This is a genomic window from Pseudomonas sp. Y24-6 (assembly GCF_020295325.1).
GTDB lineage: Bacteria > Pseudomonadota > Gammaproteobacteria > Pseudomonadales > Pseudomonadaceae > Aquipseudomonas > Aquipseudomonas gregormendelii.
In genome coordinates this window covers 18,873-39,879 of the sequence record NZ_JACBXG010000021.1, presented here as the reverse complement: position 1 = coordinate 39,879, position 21,007 = coordinate 18,873, and the positions used below count along the sequence as shown (strand labels likewise).

At 60.6% G+C, this 21,007-nt stretch carries 22 protein-coding genes and 1 tRNA gene; 4 read left to right on the top strand and 19 right to left on the bottom strand.

Annotated features, from left to right (window positions below):
- Positions 1-43: 43 nt before the first annotated feature.
- From HYI44_RS27550 to gabD, 3 genes are all read right to left on the bottom strand, one after another.
- Complete coding sequence (locus HYI44_RS27550) at positions 44-1,258, bottom strand: HDOD domain-containing protein (RefSeq protein ID WP_122840796.1); 1,215 nt, start codon at positions 1,256-1,258, stop codon at positions 44-46.
- Between the two features lie 141 nt (positions 1,259-1,399).
- The gene (gene gabT / locus HYI44_RS27545) at positions 1,400-2,677 is read right to left on the bottom strand and encodes a 4-aminobutyrate--2-oxoglutarate transaminase (RefSeq protein WP_045059477.1); all 1,278 of its coding nucleotides are present in this window, start codon (positions 2,675-2,677) and stop codon (positions 1,400-1,402) included.
- 185 nt (positions 2,678-2,862) lie between these two features.
- Positions 2,863-4,305, bottom strand: coding sequence for an NADP-dependent succinate-semialdehyde dehydrogenase (gabD, locus tag HYI44_RS27540; RefSeq protein ID WP_122840797.1), 1,443 nt, complete (start codon positions 4,303-4,305; stop codon positions 2,863-2,865).
- 349 nt (positions 4,306-4,654) lie between these two features.
- Here gabD and HYI44_RS27535 point away from each other — a divergent pair.
- A tRNA-Arg gene (locus tag HYI44_RS27535) sits at positions 4,655-4,731 on the top strand.
- Positions 4,732-4,822: 91 nt separating this feature from the next.
- On the opposite strand, the gene HYI44_RS27530 is transcribed toward HYI44_RS27535, so the two are convergent.
- The 5 genes from HYI44_RS27530 to HYI44_RS27510 all read right to left on the bottom strand — a co-directional run bounded on the left by HYI44_RS27530 (position 4,823) and on the right by HYI44_RS27510 (position 8,572).
- Positions 4,823-5,092, bottom strand: coding sequence for a hypothetical protein (locus HYI44_RS27530; protein ID WP_225571027.1), 270 nt, complete (start codon positions 5,090-5,092; stop codon positions 4,823-4,825).
- A gap of 11 nt (positions 5,093-5,103) precedes the next feature.
- The gene (locus HYI44_RS27525) at positions 5,104-5,661 is read right to left on the bottom strand and encodes a hypothetical protein (RefSeq protein WP_122840799.1); all 558 of its coding nucleotides are present in this window, start codon (positions 5,659-5,661) and stop codon (positions 5,104-5,106) included.
- Positions 5,658-6,239 (bottom strand): RNA polymerase sigma factor, encoded by a 582-nt coding sequence (locus tag HYI44_RS27520; RefSeq protein ID WP_122840800.1) that lies wholly within the window; start codon positions 6,237-6,239, stop codon positions 5,658-5,660. The genes HYI44_RS27525 and HYI44_RS27520 overlap by 4 nt, the downstream gene beginning before the upstream one ends.
- 1 nt (position 6,240) lies before the next feature.
- On the bottom strand, positions 6,241-7,926 hold the full coding sequence (locus tag HYI44_RS27515) for a vWA domain-containing protein (RefSeq protein ID WP_225571026.1): 1,686 nt from the start codon (positions 7,924-7,926) through the stop codon (positions 6,241-6,243).
- Between the two features lie 85 nt (positions 7,927-8,011).
- Complete coding sequence (locus tag HYI44_RS27510; RefSeq protein ID WP_201148136.1) at positions 8,012-8,572, bottom strand: YbhB/YbcL family Raf kinase inhibitor-like protein; 561 nt, start codon at positions 8,570-8,572, stop codon at positions 8,012-8,014.
- A 139-nt stretch (positions 8,573-8,711) separates the two neighbouring features.
- On the opposite strand from HYI44_RS27510, the gene HYI44_RS27505 reads away from it, so the two are divergent.
- Entirely contained in the window at positions 8,712-10,241 is a 1,530-nt protein-coding gene (locus HYI44_RS27505; RefSeq protein WP_225571025.1) for an apoptosis inducing factor family protein, read from the top strand.
- 125 nt (positions 10,242-10,366) lie between these two features.
- Here HYI44_RS27505 and HYI44_RS27500 read toward each other — a convergent pair whose 3' ends face one another.
- The 11 genes from HYI44_RS27500 to HYI44_RS27450 form a co-directional block, all read right to left on the bottom strand.
- On the bottom strand, positions 10,367-11,872 hold the full coding sequence (locus HYI44_RS27500) for a YdgA family protein (RefSeq protein WP_225571024.1): 1,506 nt from the start codon (positions 11,870-11,872) through the stop codon (positions 10,367-10,369).
- A gap of 296 nt (positions 11,873-12,168) precedes the next feature.
- Positions 12,169-12,804: a hypothetical protein gene (locus HYI44_RS27495; protein ID WP_045059485.1), complete on the bottom strand. Its 636-nt coding sequence runs from the start codon at positions 12,802-12,804 to the stop codon at positions 12,169-12,171.
- Positions 12,805-12,897: 93 nt separating this feature from the next.
- Positions 12,898-14,346 (bottom strand): efflux transporter outer membrane subunit, encoded by a 1,449-nt coding sequence (locus HYI44_RS27490; RefSeq protein WP_225571023.1) that lies wholly within the window; start codon positions 14,344-14,346, stop codon positions 12,898-12,900.
- Positions 14,343-15,230, bottom strand: a complete 888-nt coding sequence (locus HYI44_RS27485) for an HlyD family secretion protein (RefSeq protein WP_225571022.1) — start codon at positions 15,228-15,230, stop codon at positions 14,343-14,345. The genes HYI44_RS27490 and HYI44_RS27485 overlap by 4 nt, the downstream gene beginning before the upstream one ends.
- A complete protein-coding gene (locus HYI44_RS27480) occupies positions 15,227-15,436 on the bottom strand; it encodes a DUF1656 domain-containing protein (protein ID WP_045059488.1) in 210 nt (69 codons plus the stop codon). The genes HYI44_RS27485 and HYI44_RS27480 overlap by 4 nt, the downstream gene beginning before the upstream one ends.
- Positions 15,433-17,505, bottom strand: coding sequence for an FUSC family protein (locus HYI44_RS27475; protein WP_122840807.1), 2,073 nt, complete (start codon positions 17,503-17,505; stop codon positions 15,433-15,435). The genes HYI44_RS27480 and HYI44_RS27475 overlap by 4 nt, the downstream gene beginning before the upstream one ends.
- Positions 17,502-17,930, bottom strand: a complete 429-nt coding sequence (locus tag HYI44_RS27470; RefSeq protein ID WP_045059490.1) for a MarR family winged helix-turn-helix transcriptional regulator — start codon at positions 17,928-17,930, stop codon at positions 17,502-17,504. The genes HYI44_RS27475 and HYI44_RS27470 overlap by 4 nt, the downstream gene beginning before the upstream one ends.
- 115 nt (positions 17,931-18,045) lie before the next feature.
- Positions 18,046-18,327 carry a type II toxin-antitoxin system RelE family toxin gene (locus HYI44_RS27465; RefSeq protein WP_205893998.1) on the bottom strand — a complete coding sequence of 94 codons (282 nt, stop codon included), beginning with the start codon at positions 18,325-18,327 and terminating at the stop codon, positions 18,046-18,048.
- Positions 18,317-18,562, bottom strand: a complete 246-nt coding sequence (locus tag HYI44_RS27460) for a type II toxin-antitoxin system Phd/YefM family antitoxin (protein ID WP_045059492.1) — start codon at positions 18,560-18,562, stop codon at positions 18,317-18,319. The genes HYI44_RS27465 and HYI44_RS27460 overlap by 11 nt, the downstream gene beginning before the upstream one ends.
- Before the next feature lie 78 nt (positions 18,563-18,640).
- The gene (locus HYI44_RS27455) at positions 18,641-18,886 is read right to left on the bottom strand and encodes a DUF2789 domain-containing protein (RefSeq protein ID WP_045059493.1); all 246 of its coding nucleotides are present in this window, start codon (positions 18,884-18,886) and stop codon (positions 18,641-18,643) included.
- 118 nt (positions 18,887-19,004) lie between these two features.
- Positions 19,005-19,466, bottom strand: coding sequence for an aminoacyl-tRNA deacylase (locus HYI44_RS27450; RefSeq protein ID WP_122840810.1), 462 nt, complete (start codon positions 19,464-19,466; stop codon positions 19,005-19,007).
- Positions 19,467-19,666: 200 nt separating this feature from the next.
- Here HYI44_RS27450 and HYI44_RS27445 point away from each other — a divergent pair, with 200 nt between their 5' ends.
- Both HYI44_RS27445 and HYI44_RS27440 read left to right on the top strand, forming a co-directional pair.
- Positions 19,667-20,197, top strand: a complete 531-nt coding sequence (locus HYI44_RS27445; protein WP_225571021.1) for an NfeD family protein — start codon at positions 19,667-19,669, stop codon at positions 20,195-20,197.
- 2 nt (positions 20,198-20,199) lie between these two features.
- The gene (locus tag HYI44_RS27440; RefSeq protein ID WP_225571020.1) at positions 20,200-20,958 is read left to right on the top strand and encodes a slipin family protein; all 759 of its coding nucleotides are present in this window, start codon (positions 20,200-20,202) and stop codon (positions 20,956-20,958) included.
- Positions 20,959-21,007: the final 49 nt, after the last annotated feature.

Here is a 21,007-nt window from a genome sequence, read left to right as displayed (position 1 = left end):
TCAAAAGATCGCAGCCTTCGGCAGCTCCTACGGGCGGGGGCGGCTATTTTTTGCGCAACCGCACCAACTCCGGCAGGCCGATCTGCAGTAACCTCGCCGTGCGCCCCTTGGCCAGCGCCTCAAGCCCCTCATCCTCGCCCAGGCCCGCCAGTTGAGCCGCCATGTTCATCACCAGCGCTTCGCGGGAATAAACCCCGCCACCGAGCTGATAGACCGCCGCGATCAGCTCTCGCAGTTCCAGCGGCAGGCGCCAGCGGGTGCGCAGCGCCGAACCGTAAGCGGCCGCAAATCCACTCAGCGCCTCGTCGACCTGAGCCAACTCGTCAAGCTCGCCGCCGGCCTGCTTCCATTCCTGCAAACAACGCAGCAAGGCCAGGTCACCCAGCCGATGCAGCATGCCCGCGCAATAACAGCGCTCCTGGTCCAGGTCGAGAAGACGGGCCAGGGTCCGCGCGTATTCGGCGGTATGCAGCGACAAGTCCCAATAACGCTCGGCGTAATCCGCCAGGTACGGGTCGCTGAGCCGCGCGCTGCGCTTGAGGGTCAGCCCCAGAATCAGGTTCATGCTCTGCCCGCAGCCCAGGCGATGCAGGGCCTGGGCCAGGGTTTGCACGGCAGCGCCGCGGTGTTGGGCGGCGCTGTTGGCGGCGGCGATCAGCACGGCGGTAATCTGCGGATCGGTACGCGTTTCCTCTTCGAGGACGGTCAGGTCAAGCCCCCCGGGGTTAAGGCTGCGTTTGACCGCTACCTCCACATCGGTCATCAGTGGTGCACCGTCAGCCAGCGTCCGTCGGCGCTCCAGATACACCGCCAAGGTCATGCCCGCCGCCAGGGCCGGCACTTCACAAAAAACTTCCTGCCCGGCATCAAGCAGCAGATCCTGCAATCGCTGGGTCAGGTTTTCCATGTTCAACGGCTTGGTCAGGTAAGCCGTAGGCGCCAACGGTAAGGCTTCGCGCACGCTGGCGCTGTCATTGCGGCTGCTCATCAGAATGAACGGCAACGGCGGATTGCGCTTGCGCTGGCGAACGCTGCGCAACACATTCAAGCCATCCACACCAGGCAACGCCCAGTCGACGATCACCAGGTCGTAGGCGTTTTCCGCCAGTCGCGACAACGCGTCCTGGCCATCGGCACAGAGATCGATGCGAGCATCGCAGCGCACGTTCAGCAGTACTTGCTGGAGCAAATCCCGCGACCAGGGATCCGCCTCGGCAATCAGCACTCGAGGTACAGCGGGTAACTCAACGGCTCTCATGCAAACAGGCTCTCCTCTCAATGCATGCACCATAGTCAATGCAGGCCACAGGAAACAGCGCTGTGGGTTTCATGTACAAAAAAACCCGCCGAAGCGGGTTTTTTTGTCGATCAGCTCACACTTTCATAAGAGCACTTTAGATCAAAGCTCCGAGAAGCACTCTTCGATGATTGCCAGACCTTGGTCCAGTTGCTCATCCGGCGAAGTCAGTGGTACCAGTACGCGCAGAACGTTGCCGTAGGTGCCGCAGGACAGCAGGATCAGGCCTTTGTCGCGAGCCTTGGCCACAACGGCAGCGACTGCCGGTGCGTTTGGCTTGTGGCTGTCGCCGTCTACGAACAGCTCGACCGCGATCATCGCGCCAAGGGCACGTACTTCACCGATCACTGGATACTTGGACTGGATGGCTTTCAGGCCAGTGACCAGACGCTCGCCGACTGCCTTGCAGCGGTCCAGCAGGTGTTCTTCTTCGAACACTTCCATCACTGCCAGCGCAGCAGCGCACGCGATCGGGCTACCGGCGTAGGTACCGCCCAGGCCGCCTGGAGCAATGGCGTCCATGTATTCAGCCTTGCCGCACACACCCGCCAGCGGGAAGCCGCCAGCGATGGACTTGGCGAAGGTGGTCAGGTCGGCAGAAACACCCATCTGTTCCATGGCGAAGAACGTGCCGGTACGGCCAGCGCCAGTCTGCACTTCGTCAGCGATCAGCAGGATGCCGTGCTGGTCGCACAGGGCGCGCAGACGCTTCATGAACTCTTTAGGCGCGACGTAGAAACCGCCTTCACCCTGAACCGGCTCGATGATGATCGCAGCGATGTCACGCGGCTCGGCATCGTTCTTGAAAATGCGTTCGATGCTGGCGATCGAGTCGTCGACGCTCACGCCGTGCAGTTCGTTCGGGTACAGCGCGCGGAATATGCCGCCTGGCATCAGGCCCATGCCGGCCGAGTAAGGCACGACTTTACCGGTCAGGCCCAGGGTCATCATGGTGCGACCGTGGTAAGCGCCAGTGAACGCGATCACGCCGGCACGGCCAGTGGCGGCCCGGGCGATTTTCACGGCGTTCTCTACGGCTTCGGAACCGGTGGTCACCAGCAGGGTTTTCTTGGCGAAATCACCAGGCACCTTGGCGTTGATTTTTTCGCAAAGCTCTACGTAAGGTTCGTAGGCCAGCACCTGGAAGCAGGTGTGGGTCAGCTTGTTCAGCTGCGCGGTCACGGCGGCGATGATTTTCGGGTGCACGTGACCCGTGTTCAGTACTGCGATACCGCCGGCGAAGTCGATGAACTCGCGACCTTCAACGTCGGTAACGGTTGCGTTTTTCGCGGACTCGGCGAAGATCGGGTGAATCTGGCCAACACCGCGTGGTACAGCGGCTTCGCGGCGTTTCATCAAAGAAGCGTTAGTCTTGCTCATAAAGTCCTCATTCGCCGCTCATCGGGCGGCGTGGTTCAAGGAAAATGCGGCGGGGAGGCAACTACGGCAGCATGCGATGATCGACTGCCATAGCTTTCCCGGCCACAGAGAAAATTCCGGTTGAAACGCAGAAAGGGTCAGCGCTCTCGTGCCCTTTCCGCTTATTGCATTCCCGTCTGCCGAGCTTAGATGCCCAGGCAGAGGTATTTGATTTCCAGGTAATCTTCGATGCCGTACTTGGAGCCTTCACGGCCCAGGCCGGAAGCCTTTATACCGCCAAAAGGCGCGACTTCGTTGGAGATCAACCCGGTGTTGACGCCGACCATACCGTATTCCAGGGCTTCAGCCACACGGAATACACGGCCCAGGTCACGGGCATAGAAGTACGACGCCAGGCCGAACTCGGTGTCGTTGGACATCGCGATCACTTCGGCTTCGTCTTTGAAGCGGAACAGCGGCGCCAATGGGCCGAAGGTTTCTTCCTTGGCCACGGCTGCGTTGTTAGGCACGTTGGTCAGGATGGTCGGCTCGAAGAAGTTGCCTTCGATGGATTTGCCACCCGACAGCACGGTGGCGCCTTTGGCCACGGCGTCGGCAATGTGTTCCTTGACCTTGGCCACGGCTTTTTCATCGATCAGCGGGCCAGTGGTGGTGCCGTCTTCCAGACCGTTGCCGATCTTGAGTTTGGCCACGGCCACTTTCAGTTTTTCAGCGAACGCATCGTAGACCGAGTCCTGAATGTACAGGCGGTTGGCGCAGACGCAGGTCTGGCCGTTGTTGCGGTACTTGGAAATGATCGCGCCTTCGACGGCCTTATCCAGGTCCGCGTCGTCGAACACGATGAACGGCGCGTTGCCACCCAGCTCAAGGGACACTTTCTTGATGTCCTTGGCGCATTCAGCCATCAACTGGCGACCGATTTCAGTCGAGCCGGTGAAGGACAGTTTACGCACGATCGGGTTGCTGGTCAGCTCGCTGCCGATGTCGCCGGCGCTGCCGGAAACAACGCTGAACACGCCAGCAGGAATGCCGGCACGCTGGGCCAGCTCAGCCAGGGCGAACGCCGAGAACGGAGTCTGCGAAGCAGGCTTGAGCACCATGGTGCAACCGGCGGCCAGGGCCGGGCCGGCTTTACGGGTGATCATCGCGGCCGGGAAGTTCCACGGGGTAATTGCCGCGGTCACGCCGATAGGCTGCTTGATCACGATCAGGCGCTTGTCTGGCTGGTGGCCCGGAATCACGTCACCGTAGACGCGCTTGGCTTCTTCGGCGAACCACTCGATGAAGGAAGCGGCGTAGACGATTTCGCCCTTGGCTTCGGCCAATGGCTTGCCCTGCTCCAGGGTCATCAGGCGAGCCAGGTCGTCCTGGTTTTCGATGATCAGTTCGAACCAGCGACGCAGCTTGTTCGCACGGTCCTTGGCGGTCAGTGCACGCCAGGCCGGGAGCGCCTTGTCGGCGGCTTCGATTGCACGACGGGTTTCGGCAGCGCCCATTTTCGGCACGGTGCCCAGAATTTCGCCCGTTGCCGGGTTGTTGACCTTGATCGTCTGACCACTGTCCGCATCGACCCAAGCGCCATCGATGAAGGCTTGCTGGCGGAACAACTGGGTGTCTTTAAGCTGCATGTCGGCTTTCCTTAACAGCACCGCGCCGGGCGCGGAGCAAATTATGATTGTAGAAAGGCGCCTTATAGGCTGCCGTCAGGGAAATCATTCACCGGGCTGAAGCACATAAATAGCGCACGGATTGGACTCGCGCGGTTCAGCACCCAGACAAGAGCGTTTGAAATCTCAAACGAATCCTAGGATCAAAGGGGGTAAAGGACAATAGCCTGTTCGAAAAAAAGAACGAAAACCGTTCATTTGCCCATTTTTTCTGATCAACGTGACAACCGTCCGTTCGGCGGCCAAAAAAACACAGGCGATTCAGCAGCATGGACGCCCGCAGCGCTTATGAGTATCATGGCGCCCGCTTGCACCAGTAGCTCAGCTGGATAGAGTACTGCCCTCCGAAGGCAGTGGTCGTGGGTTCGAATCCCGCCTGGTGCACCATAGTAGAAACGAAAAAGCCCCAGGCCTTAAGGTCTGGGGCTTTTTTTGTGGGTGGTGTCTCGACCTGAATCAGGTTTACCCCGCAGCTCCTTCACTCCGTAGTCCAATCAAACTCATCATATTCATCATCCCCCTCCTCATCCTCGAACACCTCATCATCAAGGTCATCCTCCTCCAAGGCCTGCTCCTTCTCCTGAGCCAACAGGAATTCCTTGCGGCTCTCGGTCACTGCCCGCCTTAGTTCCTCTCCCTTCACCGGGCAGTTGAGCATTTGGGCGATGCGGTCGATTTTTTTCGCCATGGCTTCCTCCAACGCATCGGCTATGGCCCGATAGTGCGCGCTTTCAGGGTTGGTTGCCAAATGGCGGACCGTTATCGGTGCTGGTTTTTCTGCAGTTCCTTGAGCCGGTCGTCCAGGTTTTCGTTGGAGAAACGTTGTTTCAGCGACTCTAACAACTTGTCCGCCGCTGGTTTCTGACCGATTTGCTGCAGGCGCATGACCTCAAGCAACTGCTCATCCAGGCTCTTTGCCGGCGCTGCCATGCGTTTGCTGACTTTGGCTTCGTCGGCCATTTGCGCCCGCATGGATTCACGCTGCGCAGGCGCGGCGAGTTCGGCCATCGGCGCTGCAGGTGCCGGGGCGGAGGCTTTGGGGGTTGGCGCGAAGTCGTAGGCGGGCTCCCGCTCGGGACCGGGTTGTACCAGCGCCAGCATCAGCGCGACGCCGACCAGGCTGGCGAATGCGACTTGCCAGCGCGGCTTTTGGCAGGCTTGCGACCACCGCTGCCAGAGGCTTGCCTTGGGTGCCGGGGTTTCTCGATGCGCTGCGGCGAGGATGAACGCATCCAGGTGTGCCGGTGGCTCGTCGGTAGACTGTTCACGAAAGTGTTTTACCACTTCCTCTTCGGGTGATTTACGGGCGTCAGTCATGTCAGTACCTCCTCGGCCAGCAGCCGACGCAGTTTTTGCTGGGCGTAACGCAAGCGACTCTTGACGGTTTCCAGCGGTGTTTCAGTGAGGGTGGCGATCTGTGGCAAGTCGAGATCGCCGTGGGCACGCAACAGGAACACTTCGCGCTGGTCCGCGGGCAGGGTTTGCAGGGCGGTTTCCAGGCGCTGGGTGTCGCGGCTCAGGCTCAGTAATTGCGCGGGATCGGCGGCGTCATCAGGCAAGGCGTGGACCTGTTCGTCATAGCTGTCGTGCAAAGGGTTACGAATTCCGTGTTTGCGCCAGTGGTCGATCAGTCGATTGCGGGCAATCTGGTACAACCATGTACGAAAATTCGCCCGGCCTTGTGGCTGGCTGGTGCTGCGGATCAGACTCAGCCAGGTGTCCTGGTACACCTCTTCGGCCAGCTCGGCTTTGCCGCTGAGGCCAAGAAGGAATCGGTACAGTCCCTGGCGGTGGCGGGCGTACAGGATCTCGAACGCCGCGCTTTCGCCAGAGCGATAGCGCGACAGCAGCGATTCGTCGCTGCTGGTGGCCGAGCTTGGAGGCGGGGCAGTCATGTCAGTGGTTCTCTTGGATCATTGCCTGATGTTCGGTGGTTTGCAGGCTTTGCGCCAGCTCGACCAACTGCACGAACTCCGCTCGCAGGCCAAACCGGTCTTCGCCCCGAGCGCCACGGGCCAGTGCCTCAGTGTCTTTCAGACTGAAGCTGGCGGTATAGCGCCCGTCCTTCAGCTGCTGGGAAAAAGCTGCCACGGCTGCGGCGAATCGCAGATCGTCAGAGGCGGCTTCGGCTTGGCCTGCAACGATCGGGCGTTCAATCAAGCGACTATTCCCACCTTGCGGCAGCTGATAACGCACGCGCAGCATGGCCATTTCCGTTGTCTTGGCGGCATCAATGCTGGCGGCCTGGCTGTAGCGCAGCGGCTCCAGCCAACCTTTCTCCCCCTTTGGAACAATTTCGTACAGGGCGGTTACCGTATGGCCTGCGCCGATTTCGCCAGCGTCGACCTTGTCGTTGCTGAAATCTTCGCGTTTCAAGGCGCGATTTTCATAGCCCAACAGGCGGTACTCGCTGACCTGGGCCGGATTAAATTCCACTTGCAGCTTCACGTTTTTCGCGACGACCGCGAGGGTTGAACCGAGCTGGTCCACCAGGACCTTGCGCGCCTCGCGCAGGTTGTCGATATAGGCGTAGTTGCCATCGCCCGCGTCGGCCAGTTGTTCCATCAGGTGTTCATTGTAGTTATCCACTCCGAAACCCAATGTGGTCAGGGAAACACCGGACTTGCGCTTGTCCGCCGCCATTTGCTTGAGGCTGTCGAAGTCGCTGATGCCGACGTTGAAGTCGCCATCCGTGGCCAGCAGGATGCGGTTGATACCATTTGCAATGAACGCCTGCCGTGCCATCTGGTAGGCCAGTTCGATGCCTGATGCGCCCGCGGTCGAGCCGCCCGCCGATAACTGATCGATGGCGGTACGAATTTTCGCTTTTTCCCGTCCGGATGTCGGCTCCAACACCACACGAGATTCACCAGCGTACACCACCAGCGACACGCGATCCTGGTCGCGCAGTTGATCGACCAGCAGTTTCAGCGTGCTCTTGACCAGCGGCAGGCCTTCGCGACGGTCCATCGACCCGGAGACGTCGACCAGGAAGACCAGGTTCGCCGGGGCCAGGTCCGCCACGGCACGGTCCGACGCCTTGATGCCGATGCGCAGCAACCGGGTGTGCGCATTCCAGGGGGTTGGCGCCAGCTCCGTGGTCACGCCAAAGGGCGAGCCGTCGGTGGGCAAGGCGTAGTCGTAGGGAAAGTAGTTGACCATTTCTTCCAGGCGCACCGCTCCTTCGGGCGGCAGGCGCCCCTGGTTGAGCAAGCGCCGGACATTGGCGTAGGCGCCGGTGTCGACGTCGGCACTGAAGGTTGAGAGCGGCGTTTGAGCCACGCTGTGAATCGGGTTATCGGCCAGCGCCTGATACTGCTCGCGCTGCTGGTCCTGGTAGCCCGCAGGGGATGCTTCTGGTACTGGGGCAAAAGTCGCCAGCGGCGCTGCTCGCACAGTGCGCTTGGCCGCGGCAGCATCGCCAAGGACCAAGGCTTCGGTCTTCAACTCAGCTTGCGCGGGTGCTGAGGCAATCGAAGCGGAATCTGGCGTGGACGAGACACCGCAGCCGGCCGTCGCCAGCAGCAGGCCCGCGGCGAAACCATGGGCGGCCGGGCGGAGGAAATGCAGAGGGAGGGACATGGGGGCTGACCTCAAGGAAGATGATCCATTCATCCTTTGAGACGGGCAGCCCGGCAGGTTCGGGTTAACTCACCGGAAAAAATATTCAGCGGTGATAACGGCGCACTACGCTGCTGTTCTTCAGCACATGCCCTTTGATCTTTTCCAGCAACTGGGTACGCGTCAGGCCGGCGGGCAAGGCGTCGGGAGCGAGGTCCAGGGCGTAAAGCTGGATGATGTAGTGGTGGGCGCTGTCGCCGACAGGCGGACAAGGACCGACGTAGGCCTTGGTGCCCTTGCTGTTCAGGCCACCGACTCCGTCGAGCGTGGACTTGGTGCCCGCACCTTCGGCAATCTGATGGGTAGAGGCCTTGATGCCGTAATGCAGCCAATGATCGACGCCCTGGCCTTTTTGCCCGTCGGGGTCATGCATCACGATCGCGTAGCTCAAGGTGCCGGCCGGGCCGGCATTCCAGCTCAGTGCCGGGGAAACGTTGTGGCCGCCGCAGCCTTCGGCGTCGCTGGCTGCCGCGGCAGTGAACAGCCGGTCATCGGAGACGCCCGGGATGTTAACGGTGAAACGCTCCTGGGCCTGGGCCGGCAGTTGTACGCAAAAGGCAACTGCAAGGGCCGCCAGCCAAGGGGTCAGAGAGGTCAATCGGGTCATTGCGGAGCACCTGGTGCGGGTGGGGCCAACGTCGGCTTGCGAACTATAGCCGCACCGTTCGCGCCGTGGCAGAGGGATTTGGCTGAACCTCGCGATCGGCCGCCCAGTCTTAATGGAAATGCCTGCCTGGAGAGCGATCATGGCCTTGCAACGCGTCGCCCAATTCGCCGATATACCGGAACACCGTGGTCTGGAAGTCGAGGTCGCGGGGACGAAAATCGTTCTGCTGCGGGTTGGCGATCAGTTGCGCGCCTACCAGGGCGAGTGCCCGCATGCCGGGGCGCCACTGGCGGAGGGAGCGCTGTGCAACGGGCGGCTGATTTGTCCGTGGCACAAAGCCGCGTACCGAATGGAAGATGGCGCCCTCTGCGAACCGCCTGCCCTCGACAGCCTCAAGCGTTACCCGCTGCAAATGCGCGATGATCAGGTGTGGGTCGATGATCAACCGCTACCAGCCGCCAATACCCCACCCGCCGACGATGAGCGAACCTTCTTGATAGTCGGTGCGGGTGCCGCAGGGACAGCGGCTGCGGCTGCGCTGAGGGAAAAAGGCTTCGGTGGCCGAATCCAGCTGGTCGATCGCGAAGAAGAAGCGGGCTACGACCGGACGGTGTTGAGCAAATTTGTGTTGTCCGCTGAAATGTCGCCGCAAGAAGTCCCGCCCCTGCGCGACGAGCACTTCTACCAAGAGCAGCGGATCGAGCGATTGACCGGCGAAGTAGCACGCCTGGACGCCGACAACCAGACTCTGGAGCTCACAAACGGACAGACCCTTGCCTACGACGCCGCCTTGCTCGCCACCGGAGGCACCCCCAATCCGCTCAAGCTGCCCGGCGCCGACCTGCCACAGGTCTTCGTCTTGCGCTCCAGAAATCAAGCGCAAGAGATCATGCAGTCGGCAAAACCCGGACAGAAAGCCGTGATCATCGGCGACAGTTTCATTGCCCTGGAGTGTGCAGGGGCCCTGCGTGAATACGGCCTGGACGTAACGATTCTGGCCCGCCATACAGTGCCCTTCGCCAGGCAGTTCGGCGAAACTGTCGGCAAAGCCATTCGCGCCCGACATGAGGCCCACGGCGTGCGCTTTCATACCGACGGTGAAGCTGCCGGAATCGAAGGCAGCGAAAAAGTCGAAGCCGTGCTGCTGGACAACGGCCAGCGCTTACCCGCAGACCTGGTCCTGGCGGGGATTGGGGTGACTCCCGCGACCGAGGCATTTTCAGATCTGCCCAGAGCCGAAGATCAGTCTTTGCTAGTCGACGGCGGCATGCGCCTAACCGAGGGTCTATGGGCAGCCGGTGATATCGCGACCTTCCCGCTCAACGGCCAGCCCCACCGCATCGAGCACTGGCGCCTGGCCCAGCAACAGGCGCGCATCGCCGCCGCGAACATGCTCGGGGGTGCTGAGCATTACCTCGACGTCCCGTATTTCTGGACCTGGCATTTCGGCAAGAACTACGACTACCTCGGGCACGCTGAAACGTGGGACGAGGTGGAGTTCAAGGGCGACCCCTACCATCCGCCGTTTATTGGGCTGTTTGGTAAAAACGGAGTGGTCGCGGCTGCGGTTGCGTGCGATGAAGAGCGGGCGATGGCGATGCTGGCGGAACGTATGAAACAGCCATTGTCCCTGGATGAGGCCTGGCGACTGATTCGCGATGCTCATTAAATTAGTTGCTGCAACATTCCCCGTAGGAGCTGCCGAAGGCTGCGATCTTTTGACTTACAAGATCAAAAGATCGCAGCCTTCGGCAGCTCCTACGGGGTCAGCGGTTCATCCGCCAGCGCGGGAGCTTACTCGACGGGTGCCGGAGCGCTGATTTTGCTCATGATGAAGCCGACAAACTCTTCAACAGTCATCTTCTGGCCATTGAACTCCACCAGGTTGTTGGCGTAGTGCAGCTTGGTGACGATGTTGTTGCCATCGAGTTTGGCAAACTCGCTGCCCACCGCCATGCTGCCGAACATGTCCGCAGTGGCCGTGGCCTGGTCGGCGATCAGCTTGGCATCGGTCTGGCCATCGATTTGTGACTGCACGCTGAACAGGTCAACCAACATCGGCTTGGACACTTGCACGTTGAGGTCCAGCAGAGCGATCAGCTGCTGAGTCAACTGATCCGGCGGCAGGTCCATCGATTTCGGCTTGGTCAGGTCAAGCACCAGGTTGGCCTTGCTTTCGCCGTTGGCGGTTTTCAGCGAGAGGTTTTCCAGTGCAACCTGCGGCCCGGCGGCCAGCAGTTTTTCCAGGCCGGTTTTTACCTGGGCCTCTTCAGCCGGGGTCAGCACCAGCTCCGGCGCCGGCAAACCTGCCGCTGCTGCTTCAGCTGCGGCCTTTTCGTAAGGTTGCAGTTTGGTCTGGTAAACCTGCATCAACGACATGGTCGCCGGAATATCCAGGTTCTTCAGGCTCATGGCCATCTGCGCGGAGCCGATGGTCTTGCCGTTCAGCGACACCTCGCCCACCTTGTAATCGGCACGGCCTGAAGCGCTGGTGCCCGATTCTTCGGTCTGGTTCTTCATTTCAAACTTCTTCAGGCCCAATACTGACTGGCCGGCGCCGAAGGTGGTCTTGTTGTCGGTCAGCTCGACGGTGTTTTCGCCGACGTAATACCCGTAGCTACCCTTGGTCAGGTTGCTGGCGAAGGTCAGGCCGCCGAGTTCGACTTTAACCGGCGTCAGGTCCTCAGCCACGGTCGTGAGGGTCAGGCTGTCCATGTAACCGTTGGCCTTGACCTTTTTCGCCTGGGCGCTGGCATCGACGTCGACGTTCAATCCGGAAAACTTCAGCTGGGACTTGTCGTCAAGGGCGACGTCCAGCGGCAGCAACTGGAGGTTACCGTTGGTGGATTTGTCGTAGCCGATGTTGACCACGCCGGTGAGCGGGGATTTGTCCTTGGCCGCGGCGAACCATTTGGCGGTGAGTGGGGTTTTTTCCAGTTCGTAGTGACTGGTGGCCATGACTGGCAGCCACTTCAAAGACACGAGGCGGGAGAATGGCAGAGGGCCGTGCTCGATGTGGTCGACGAACAGTAGCTCCACCGGGGCTTCACCGAACATCTCGCCTTCACCCTTGAGGCGGTAATGCGCGGTGCTGCTGAATATGTTGCGCTCCAGCGATACCAGCTCCAGCAACGCGGTGCCGTTGGAACCTACCAGCGCGGCTTGCAGCTCCTTGTTGGCATCGGCGATCGAGGTATTGAGCACGCCTTCAAGCTTGGTGCCGGTGTACCAGGCACCCCCTGCGCTGATTGCACCGATTGCCACGACAATTCCCAGAAGCACGCCTGCTGATTTATTCATGAATTACCCGATCAATGTCCGTTGTTTGAAGGTGTGTCGTCTTCCCTGAACCCGTGACGGGTTACGGACACGACTAAGCTGAAAGTGCGATGGAGATTAGCACCGGGCGCACTGGGTGGCCCAATGATTAAAGGTTAAAGAGTGTCCATGGGACTGTGCAGGGGGTGGAGAGTTTCGGCGCACATTAGATTGCCTTCGCGAGCAAGCTCGCTCCCACAGGTTCAAAGCGGTCGCTGTGGGAGCGGGCTTGCTCTGGGCGGCTTTCCGACGAAGACGTTGGTCCGGCCACCACTGAATCAGGAATACTGCACTTCAATTTCATCGAGCTGATGGTCAAAACTCTTCAGCCGCGCGGTCCAGGTATACACCAGCACCTCAAAATCCCGATTGATCACCGCCCCACCCGTCACCTCCGCGCGCGGGTCGCAGAAGTCCAGCTGGTAACGCTCCCGGGCCATGGCGGTGGCGACATCGGAGAGCTCGCGGGCGTTGCTTAGCCAATGCCGCTCCTCGTCCGACACCTGCTTGTCCAGTGCCAGGCACTGCTTCTTCAAGGTTTCCAGGCTTTTTTCCAGCGGCGTGCCGGTCAGCTCGCCCATGACTTCCTGGAAAGTGCGGCCGGGTTGCCAGTAGCTGCCCCAGAAATAGCGGTCGAACACGGTTTCAACCCGGCGCAAAGCCACCTTGGTGTCCCAGATGAGCACCAGCGTCTTGCCTTGTTCGAGGTGTTTTTTCTTGATACGGGCGCCCTGAACAGAAGCCCAGGCGACCACCACAATCGACAGCACGGCGATCAGCGCCGAGGCACTGTCGAGAAATATCAGGGCCTTGTCGATCTGGTGGGCCAGCATGATGCCGTAGAAATAGGTGGCTGACAGCAGGACCAGTGCGGCTATAGCGCACCAGAAGCCGGGAGCATAAGGGTTTTTCATTATTTTAGTCCCCATGACCAACGCGAGCCTTGATCAGTGGACTGGCGTGGCTCGTGGCGCGTCAGCCCAACAAATCAAAGCATAGCAACGGCCTCAGGGTTTGCTGGAGTTCGAACCTTGCGTTCGTCCGCTTTCCCATCCGCCGCCCAGCGCCAGGAACAAATCGATCTGGCTCATGGCAACCTGGGTGTTCGCGGCGGCCAACTGCGCCCGTACGTCGGTGTAGGTCCGGGTGGCTTGCAGGTCCGCGAGGAACGACGCCCGGCCGGCCTGGAAGAAGCGGTGGGTCTGGTCTGCTGCCTGTTGCGCCGATTGTTCCGCCTCGGCCAGCGCATCGCGACGTTGCAGCAACGCGGAGTATTGGGCCAGGCCGGTCTGGGTTTCGCGAATGGCGTTGAGCACTACCCCATCGAAATGCGCCAGAGCGCCCTGGGTGGTCGCTTCGGCCTCACGAATGCGCGCCCGCGAGCCGTTGGACGGTACGGTCCAGCTCAGTAACGGGCCGAAGCCCCAGCGATTGGTCGCCGGCTTGCCGAGGTTTTCCAGGATGCCGACGGTTCCAACCGACGCGCCGATGCTGATGTCCGGGTACAGCTCGCCCGTGGCGATGCCAATGCCGGCGGTGGAGGCCGCGAGTCGCCGCTCGGCCTGCCGCACGTCGGGGCGGCGCTTGAGCAACGTGGCACCGTCACCCACAGGTAACAGTTGGGTCATTTTTGGCAGCTCGGAGCAAGTCGCCGTCCCGGCGGGCAATTGATCCACTGGCTGGGCGAGTAACATCGACAGGCGGAACAAGCCCGCCTGACGGGCCGCCTCGTAGCGCGGCATTTCGGCACGCAGGGATTTGAATTGAGTTTGCGAGCGGGTCACCTGGGTTTCATCACCCCGTCCCGCATCGCGCAGCCGCTGTACCAGCGTGGTGCCCTGGGCTTGCAGATCCAGGGAATGCTGGGCGATTTCCTGCTCTTCGTTGGCCGCGCACACCTGGGTGTAGGCCCGCACCACATCGGCCACCAGGGTGATTCGTGCAGTATCGGCTGCCGCTTGAGTCGCATCGGCATTGGCCTTCGCCGCCTCGATACCGCGCTGCAAGGTGCCGAACAGGTCGAATTGGTAGGAGGTGGTGATGCCAATATCGCCCACATTGGCCACCGGCACCTTGTCCGCCAGCAGGAATGCTTCGCCGGACTCCTGCAAACGCTGGGCGCCGATTTTCACACCGCCGCTCCAGCCGCCTGCGGCTTGCGCTTCGTCGACCTGTGCCCGGGCCCGGGAAATGTTCGCCGCTGCCATTCGCAGATCGGTGTTGGTGACCATGGCCTGCTGCACCAGTTGATCCAGGCGCGGATCCTGGTACAACCGCCACCAATCACCGGGCACGGGCGCGGAAACGACATTCTTGTCGTTCACCGCCAGCTCGCCCTGCAAATCATCACGGTGCAGGGCGGCTTCGTCCGGCAGGTGGTAATCCGGCCCGACCACCTGGCAGGCCGACAGCAACATGCCCAGGCCGATCACCGCCAAACCCGAAGCCTTGCTCATTGCGCGGGCTCCTGTTGCTGATCCTCGATGATCGATACGGTGGCGGTACGCCCGGCGATCATGCGAAAGTCCGCAGGCACGTCATCGAATGCAATGCGCACCGGAATCCGCTGGGCCAACCGTACCCAGCTGAATGCCGGGTTGACGTTGGGCAGCAGGTTACTGCCGCTGCTGCGGTCGCGGTCTTCGATACCGGCAACGATACTTTCGACATGCCCACGCAATCGCGCGCGGTCACCCACCACCCGGATATCGACGCTCTGGCCGACGTGAATACCGTCGAGCTTGGTCTCTTCGAAATAGCCGTCAATGTGGAACGAGTTGCTGTCCACCACCGACAACACCGGGCGCCCGGCGGTTACGAATTCCTGATGGCGTGGCGCGCGGTCGTTGACGTAGCCGTCCACCGGGCTGCGGATGGTTGAGCGATCCAGGTTGAGCTGGGCACTGTCCACCGCCACCTGGGCTTCCATCAACGCGACTTCGGCGCGGGCGACCCGGGACTGGCTTTCTTCCAGTTGCTCGCCCGGCACCAGGTTGCCCAGGCCACGGTTACGTTTGTGCTCGCGCTGCGCCTGCGCCAGGGTTTCCTGACGATCAGCCACGGCGGCCTTGGCCTGGCGCAACGCAAGTTTGAAGCGGTCCTGGTCGATGCTGAACAGCACCTGGCCACGCTTGACCAATTGGTTGTCGCGCACTTCAACGGTCTGGATGAGGCCGGACACGTCCGGCGCGATCTGCACGATGTCGGCACGGATGTGCCCGTCCCGGGTCCATGGGGCGAACATGTAGTACATCACCATGCGCCAGACGACGACGACGGCGAAGGTCACGATCAGCAGGGTCAGCACCACGCGACCGAGGGTCAAAAAAGGTTTTTTCATGTCATCAGGTATCGACTGAGTGAGTCCACGGCGCCAAGTAGCAAGGCGTAGAGAGCCACGTTGAACAATGCCCGGTGCCAGACCAGACGGTAAAAGTGCAGACGCGTCAGCAGCCCGTGCACCAGCAGGAAAATCACGTAAGTAATGCCCATCAGCACCAGCAGCGTGGGCAGGAAAACACCGCTGATATCCAGATCACCGATCATAAAGGCGCTCCATCGATGCCATGGGGAAGCGGTTCTTCGAGTTCGCCCGTGCCGACAAATTCCACCCCCGGCAACAGTGCCAGGCGTAGCCCGCTCAGGGCGTGGAGCAAGTGCAGGCGCGCCCCTTCGTCACACTCGGTGGTGAGCGCACGGCGGGTACGATCGAGCGTCATCTGCAGGGCCGTCGGCGCGGGCAAGCGTTCGTCCGCCTTCAGGCAGGCCTTGAAGTAGGCGCCAACTTCCGCCACTACCTGGTGCAGCAGCGTCTGCGGAACGCCTGTGACCCGTGGCGTGTAGGCCAGCAAGTCGAGCAGGTTCAACGCCACGCGCACTTCGCGCAGGGCAATGCCGGTGTCCTGACCGGTCATCGCCAGCCGCGGCAGGTGCTGCATCAGGCGATCGAGCATCTGCACGCCCAGGTGCCGATGTTCGGACAGGGTCGCCGGCTCGGTGAGGCTGACAATGTCGCGCCAGCTGAACCGGGTCAGGCGCTTGGCCGCCAGTTCCGCGCCAAATGGCCGGGCAATCAGGGTCCAGACGAACGCGAATAACAGCCCGACCGGGCCGGCCAGATTGGAGTTGGCGAAGCTCAGGAAATCCGCGTCATAGGCTCCCTGGATACTGATGAACGACGAGGTGTTAACCAGCGTCAGCAACATGCCCAGGTAGAACTGCGGCTTGACCGTCAGGGTGCCAATGCAAATGAACGGGACCGCGAACGCCAGCACCAGCATCGGAAAGTCATGCAGGTTGGGCAGGACCAGAAACAGGTACAGGCTGGCGAAAACCACCGACATCGCCGTCCAGAAGAAAAACCGGTAAATCTGCGGCGCCGGGTCGTCCATCGAGGCGAAGAAGCTGCACGCCACGGCCGCAAGAATCACTGCAGCGCCGCCGTCAGTCCAGCCGAGCAGGATCCACAGCACCGACGCCACGATGATCGCAGTGACCGTCGATGCCGCCGAATACAACATCAGCCCACGATCCAGGAATGGCGAGAGCCGGCCCAGGCGCCAGTGCCGATACACCGCGCGCCAGCTGTCCTGGCTTTCGCACTCAATGGCATGCTGCAGGCTGCGGCAGTCCTGCCACAGGTCGATCCATTCACCTAGGCGATAGATGGCATTGGAGAACAACAGTTGCCTGCGATCATCCAGCGCCTCGGCGCCAGGTTGCAGGGCTTCGAGTTGGTTTTTCAGGGCCTGCCAGCGATGCAGGTCGGCGTCCTTGTGTTCGAGCCATTGGGTGGTGGCCGCCAGCAACGGGGCAAATTTCTCCACCAGCTCGGGAGTACGCCGCTCCAGGGCATACAGTGCATCGTCCAGGGCATCAATCACTGGAAGCAGATGAATCATCCGCCCACGCAGCTCTTTGGTATTGCGCACGGTTTGTGGCCGGGCACCCTCGTGAGGCAACTGGCCGATCATCAGTTCCAGGGTGTTGAAGGTCGCGACCATCGAGGCCCGCAGGGCGCTGACTTCATCGGGCTGAACCTGGCGATTGAGAAACCGCAGGCTGTAAGTCGAAGCGTCGGTAAACCATTTGCCCACCGAGTCGTTGAACACCGGCGCCAGCCGGCGCGGCCAGAACATCGCGCCAACCACCGCAGCTACTGCGATACCGAGGAAAATTTCCTCCGTACGCGCTTCGGCCACATCCCACACCGCCAACGGGTTATCCACCACCGGCAAGGCGATCAGCGGCAAGGTGTAGCCAGCGAGCATCAAGGCATAGCTGTTGGCAGTACGCAGGTGCAGGGACAGAAACAGCAACGTCCCGGTCCATAGCGCGATCACCACCACCAGTACGTAAGGGCTTTGCACGAACATCGGCACGAAGAAAACCGCTGCCATGGCGCCTAGAAAAGTCCCGACCGCACGGTACAGCGCCTTGGAACTGGTGGGGCCGACAAAAGGGCTGGAGACGATATATACCGTGGCCATCGCCCAATATGGACGGGGCATTTGCATGAGCATGGCGATGTAGAGCGCGATCATGGAGGCGGCAAACGTGCGAACCCCGTAGAACCAGTCCCGCGCAGGGGGCATGCCGGTAAAAAATCCGCTCACGAGCCAATCACCGACGGCGCGTTCGCCGCTTCGAACGCCCGAAGCACCCGCAACGTGGCTTCCAGGTCACTCTGGTCGATGCCTTCGAGCACTTCATGACGCAAGCGGACCAACTCGGCTTCAACCGCCTGCACCAGCTCCCGCCCGGTTTCAGTCAGGCTCAGGCACTTGGCCCGGCGATCATGGGCATCTTCGGTACGCCGTACATAGCCGGAATGACAAAGCTGATCGAGCAAGCGCACCAGCGAAGGGCTTTCCATCCCCGCCGCCTGCGCCACCGTCACCTGACGCACACCCTCACCCAAACGCCCGATCATCAAGAGCGGGACGGCGCAGGCTTCGGAAATTCCATAATTGACCAGCGTGGTCTGGCAGATTTTGCGCCAGTGCCTGGCGGCTACCACCATGGCACTGCTGATGTTCATTTGGAGGGCGTCGAGGTTCTTCGGCACGAGACAATGCACACACTGTTAGTTTGCTAACTATCAATATCGCATTTGCGGGGAATGCTGGTCAAGTTTTGAAACAATTTGGCTGCGTTCAGCGTTTTCGAGCTCGCTCGTAGACTTCGCTGCGCTCGCGCTTACCTACCGCCACAACTGAAACGACTACACGCTCATCCACTACTTGATAAACCAGACGATATCCCGATGCCTTCAGTTTTATCTTGTAGCAGTCAGACATTCCATGCAGTAGGTCCGAAGGTATTCGAGGCACCTCTAATCTTTCTGCCAGCTTTTTCTTGAATTGCTCGCGCAATGTATGTCCCAGCTTGTCCCACTCCTTGCGGGCAGATGGCAGAAACTCGAGCTTATAAGTCATCCAGCGTGACCGGCACCGGTGTCTCATGAAGACGCGAGCGAACGATTTCTGCCAACTCGAGATCGTCGAGGCGTTCAACCATGCGTTCGAAAACATCCGCGGGAACCATGTAACCCATGACGCGATTATGATTGAGCACTGCGACAGGACCACCCAATGAGCCGTTCAGAACGGCTGAAGGATTTTTCTTCAACTCTGAAACACTGACAGCCATATCGGCTAGAACATTTTGCATAATTAAGACCTCTTTTAGGTCTTAATTCTGGTCTTTTTTCTGACGGCCAGCAACCCTGGAGTAACTTTTCTCTGCCTGTTAAACGCCCCTTCCCTTTCTCAACAACACATTCAACTGGTCAACCACCTCCGCCCAGTCCGCATCATCCAGAATTTCGTCCCGCAGAAACGTTGCCTGGCTCTGGGTCCAGAAGAATGCGTCCGCCAGGTGCAGTTCCGGCTTGAGCGGCGAGTGGGTGGCGATGAACTGGTCGATGCTGACCGGATCGTCGGCCAGCCCCAGCTGCTTGAACAGAGAGGGCAAGCTATGTGTTGGGGATTCCATGTCAGGCTTCCTATGGTGATCAAGAAGTAATCGCGAGCAGACTCGTCCCCACAGTTGAGCGCATTTTCCCTGCGGGAGCGAGCCTGCTCGCGAATAGAGGTCGCTGACGCCGCAGAATTCAATCACTCACCTCGACGACCTGCGCGTGCGGCACCATTTTCAAGTACTGCGGCACACTCATGTGCAGCAGGTTGTTGTGATTACCCGCCTCCAGGTAGATGTCTTTTTGCCGCGTCAGCAACGGGTCGATGACCATGTCCAGGCCGTAGGACTCACCCAGCGCCGGCACCGCTCCGCGTTCGCAGTCATTGAACAGGTGCGCCAGGTTGCTTTCACGAGTGATCTGCCACTCCCCGCTGCCGCGGACCTTGCTCAAGTCCAGGTGCCGACTGGCCGGCAGGACGGCCATCAGGTAACGCCCATGGTGATCATCCAGGATCACCGACTTGGCCACTCGTTCGGCCGGAATACCGGCGACACGCGCGGTTTCCAGGCTGCTGGCCGAGTGAGGGTGACTGACGATGTCAAATTCGCAGTTGGCCTTTTCCAGGCTGCTCTGCACAGTTTTTGCCATACGCATGATGCACCTCGGTGTCCGCATGGATTACCCGCGGACGATGGTTAAACCCATTGGCTCCATTACAAAAGTCTAGGCCCGCCAAGGCGATCGCGGGGGAAATCCGCTCATCGGGCCAGTGTGCCGATTGATCAAAATTCATACAGCCGAGCCCTCAACTAGACTGAATACAGAGCCACTTGTTGACTCTCCAGGAGGGTCACGTGAACACCCGTTGTTGTGCGACTGCAATATTACTGGTGAGCGGATCAGCTTTCGCGGCGGACCCGGTCGTGCTGCTGGGCGCCAACCCGATCGGCGTTTGGCTGATTATCTTCGGCCTTGGTTTCCTGATCGCTGAAGCAGCCCTGCCTAATTATGGGGTCATGGGCCTGGGCGGCATCGTGATGTTCGTAATTGGCGCGGTGATCCTGACCAATACCGAAGTCCCGGTACCAATGATGCTCGGCCTGGGGCTGGTCAGCGGGTTGCTGCTGGTCTTCCTGCTGGTGCGCGCCCTCAAAACCCGACCGCGCCACACCGTCAGCGGTGATGCCGGGCTGGTTGGCAGCGTGACTGCGATCACCGCCCTGCAGTCCGGCAGCAGCTTGACCGGCTGGGTTCACCTGCAAGGTGAACAGTGGCAAGTCCACAGCGCCACGCCACTGCAACCCGGACAGCGGGTGCGCGTGGTGGCGCGCAAGGGACTAATGCTGCAAGTCGCCGCAGCTGATACTTCGCCGCCAGGAGAATAGCCATGGGTATGCAACTGGGTTTTGCCGCGCTCTTGCTGTTGCTGATCGCACTGGCGGGGTCGACCTTTCGCATCCTGCGAGAATACGAGCGCGCAGTGGTATTCCAGCTCGGTCGCTTCTGGCAAGTCAAAGGGCCAGGCCTGATCCTGCTGATTCCGGTGGTCCAGCAGATGGTCCGAGTTGATCTGCGCACCGTGGTACTGGATGTGCCGTCCCAGGACGTGATCACTCGCGACAACGTCTCGGTCAAGGTCAACGCCGTGCTGTACTTCCGCGTCCTCGATCCGCAGAAGGCCATAATACAGGTGGAAGACTTCCTGATGGCCACCAGCCAACTGGCACAAACCACCTTGCGTGCAGTGCTGGGCAAGCACGAGCTTGACGAACTCCTCGCCGAGCGCGAGCGCCTGAACATCGACATCCAGCAAGTCCTGGACGCCCAGACGGATGCCTGGGGCATCAAGGTCGCCAACGTCGAGATCAAGCACGTCGACCTCAACGAATCGATGGTCCGCGCCATTGCCAAACAAGCCGAAGCCGAACGCGAGCGCCGGGCCAAAGTCATCCACGCCGAAGGCGAACTGCAGGCCTCGGAAAAACTCATGCAGGCCGCCGAAATGCTCGGCCGTCAACCTGGGGCGATGCAGTTGAGGTATATGCAGACGTTGAGTTCGATTGCGGGGGACAAGAGTTCGACGATTGTGTTTCCGCTGCCGATCGAGTTGCTCAAGGGAATGGCGGATTTGTCTGGGAAGGGTTGAAGAGCCGGCCGCGGCAGATGCGGTTCCCTCGGGAGCGGGCTTGCTTGCG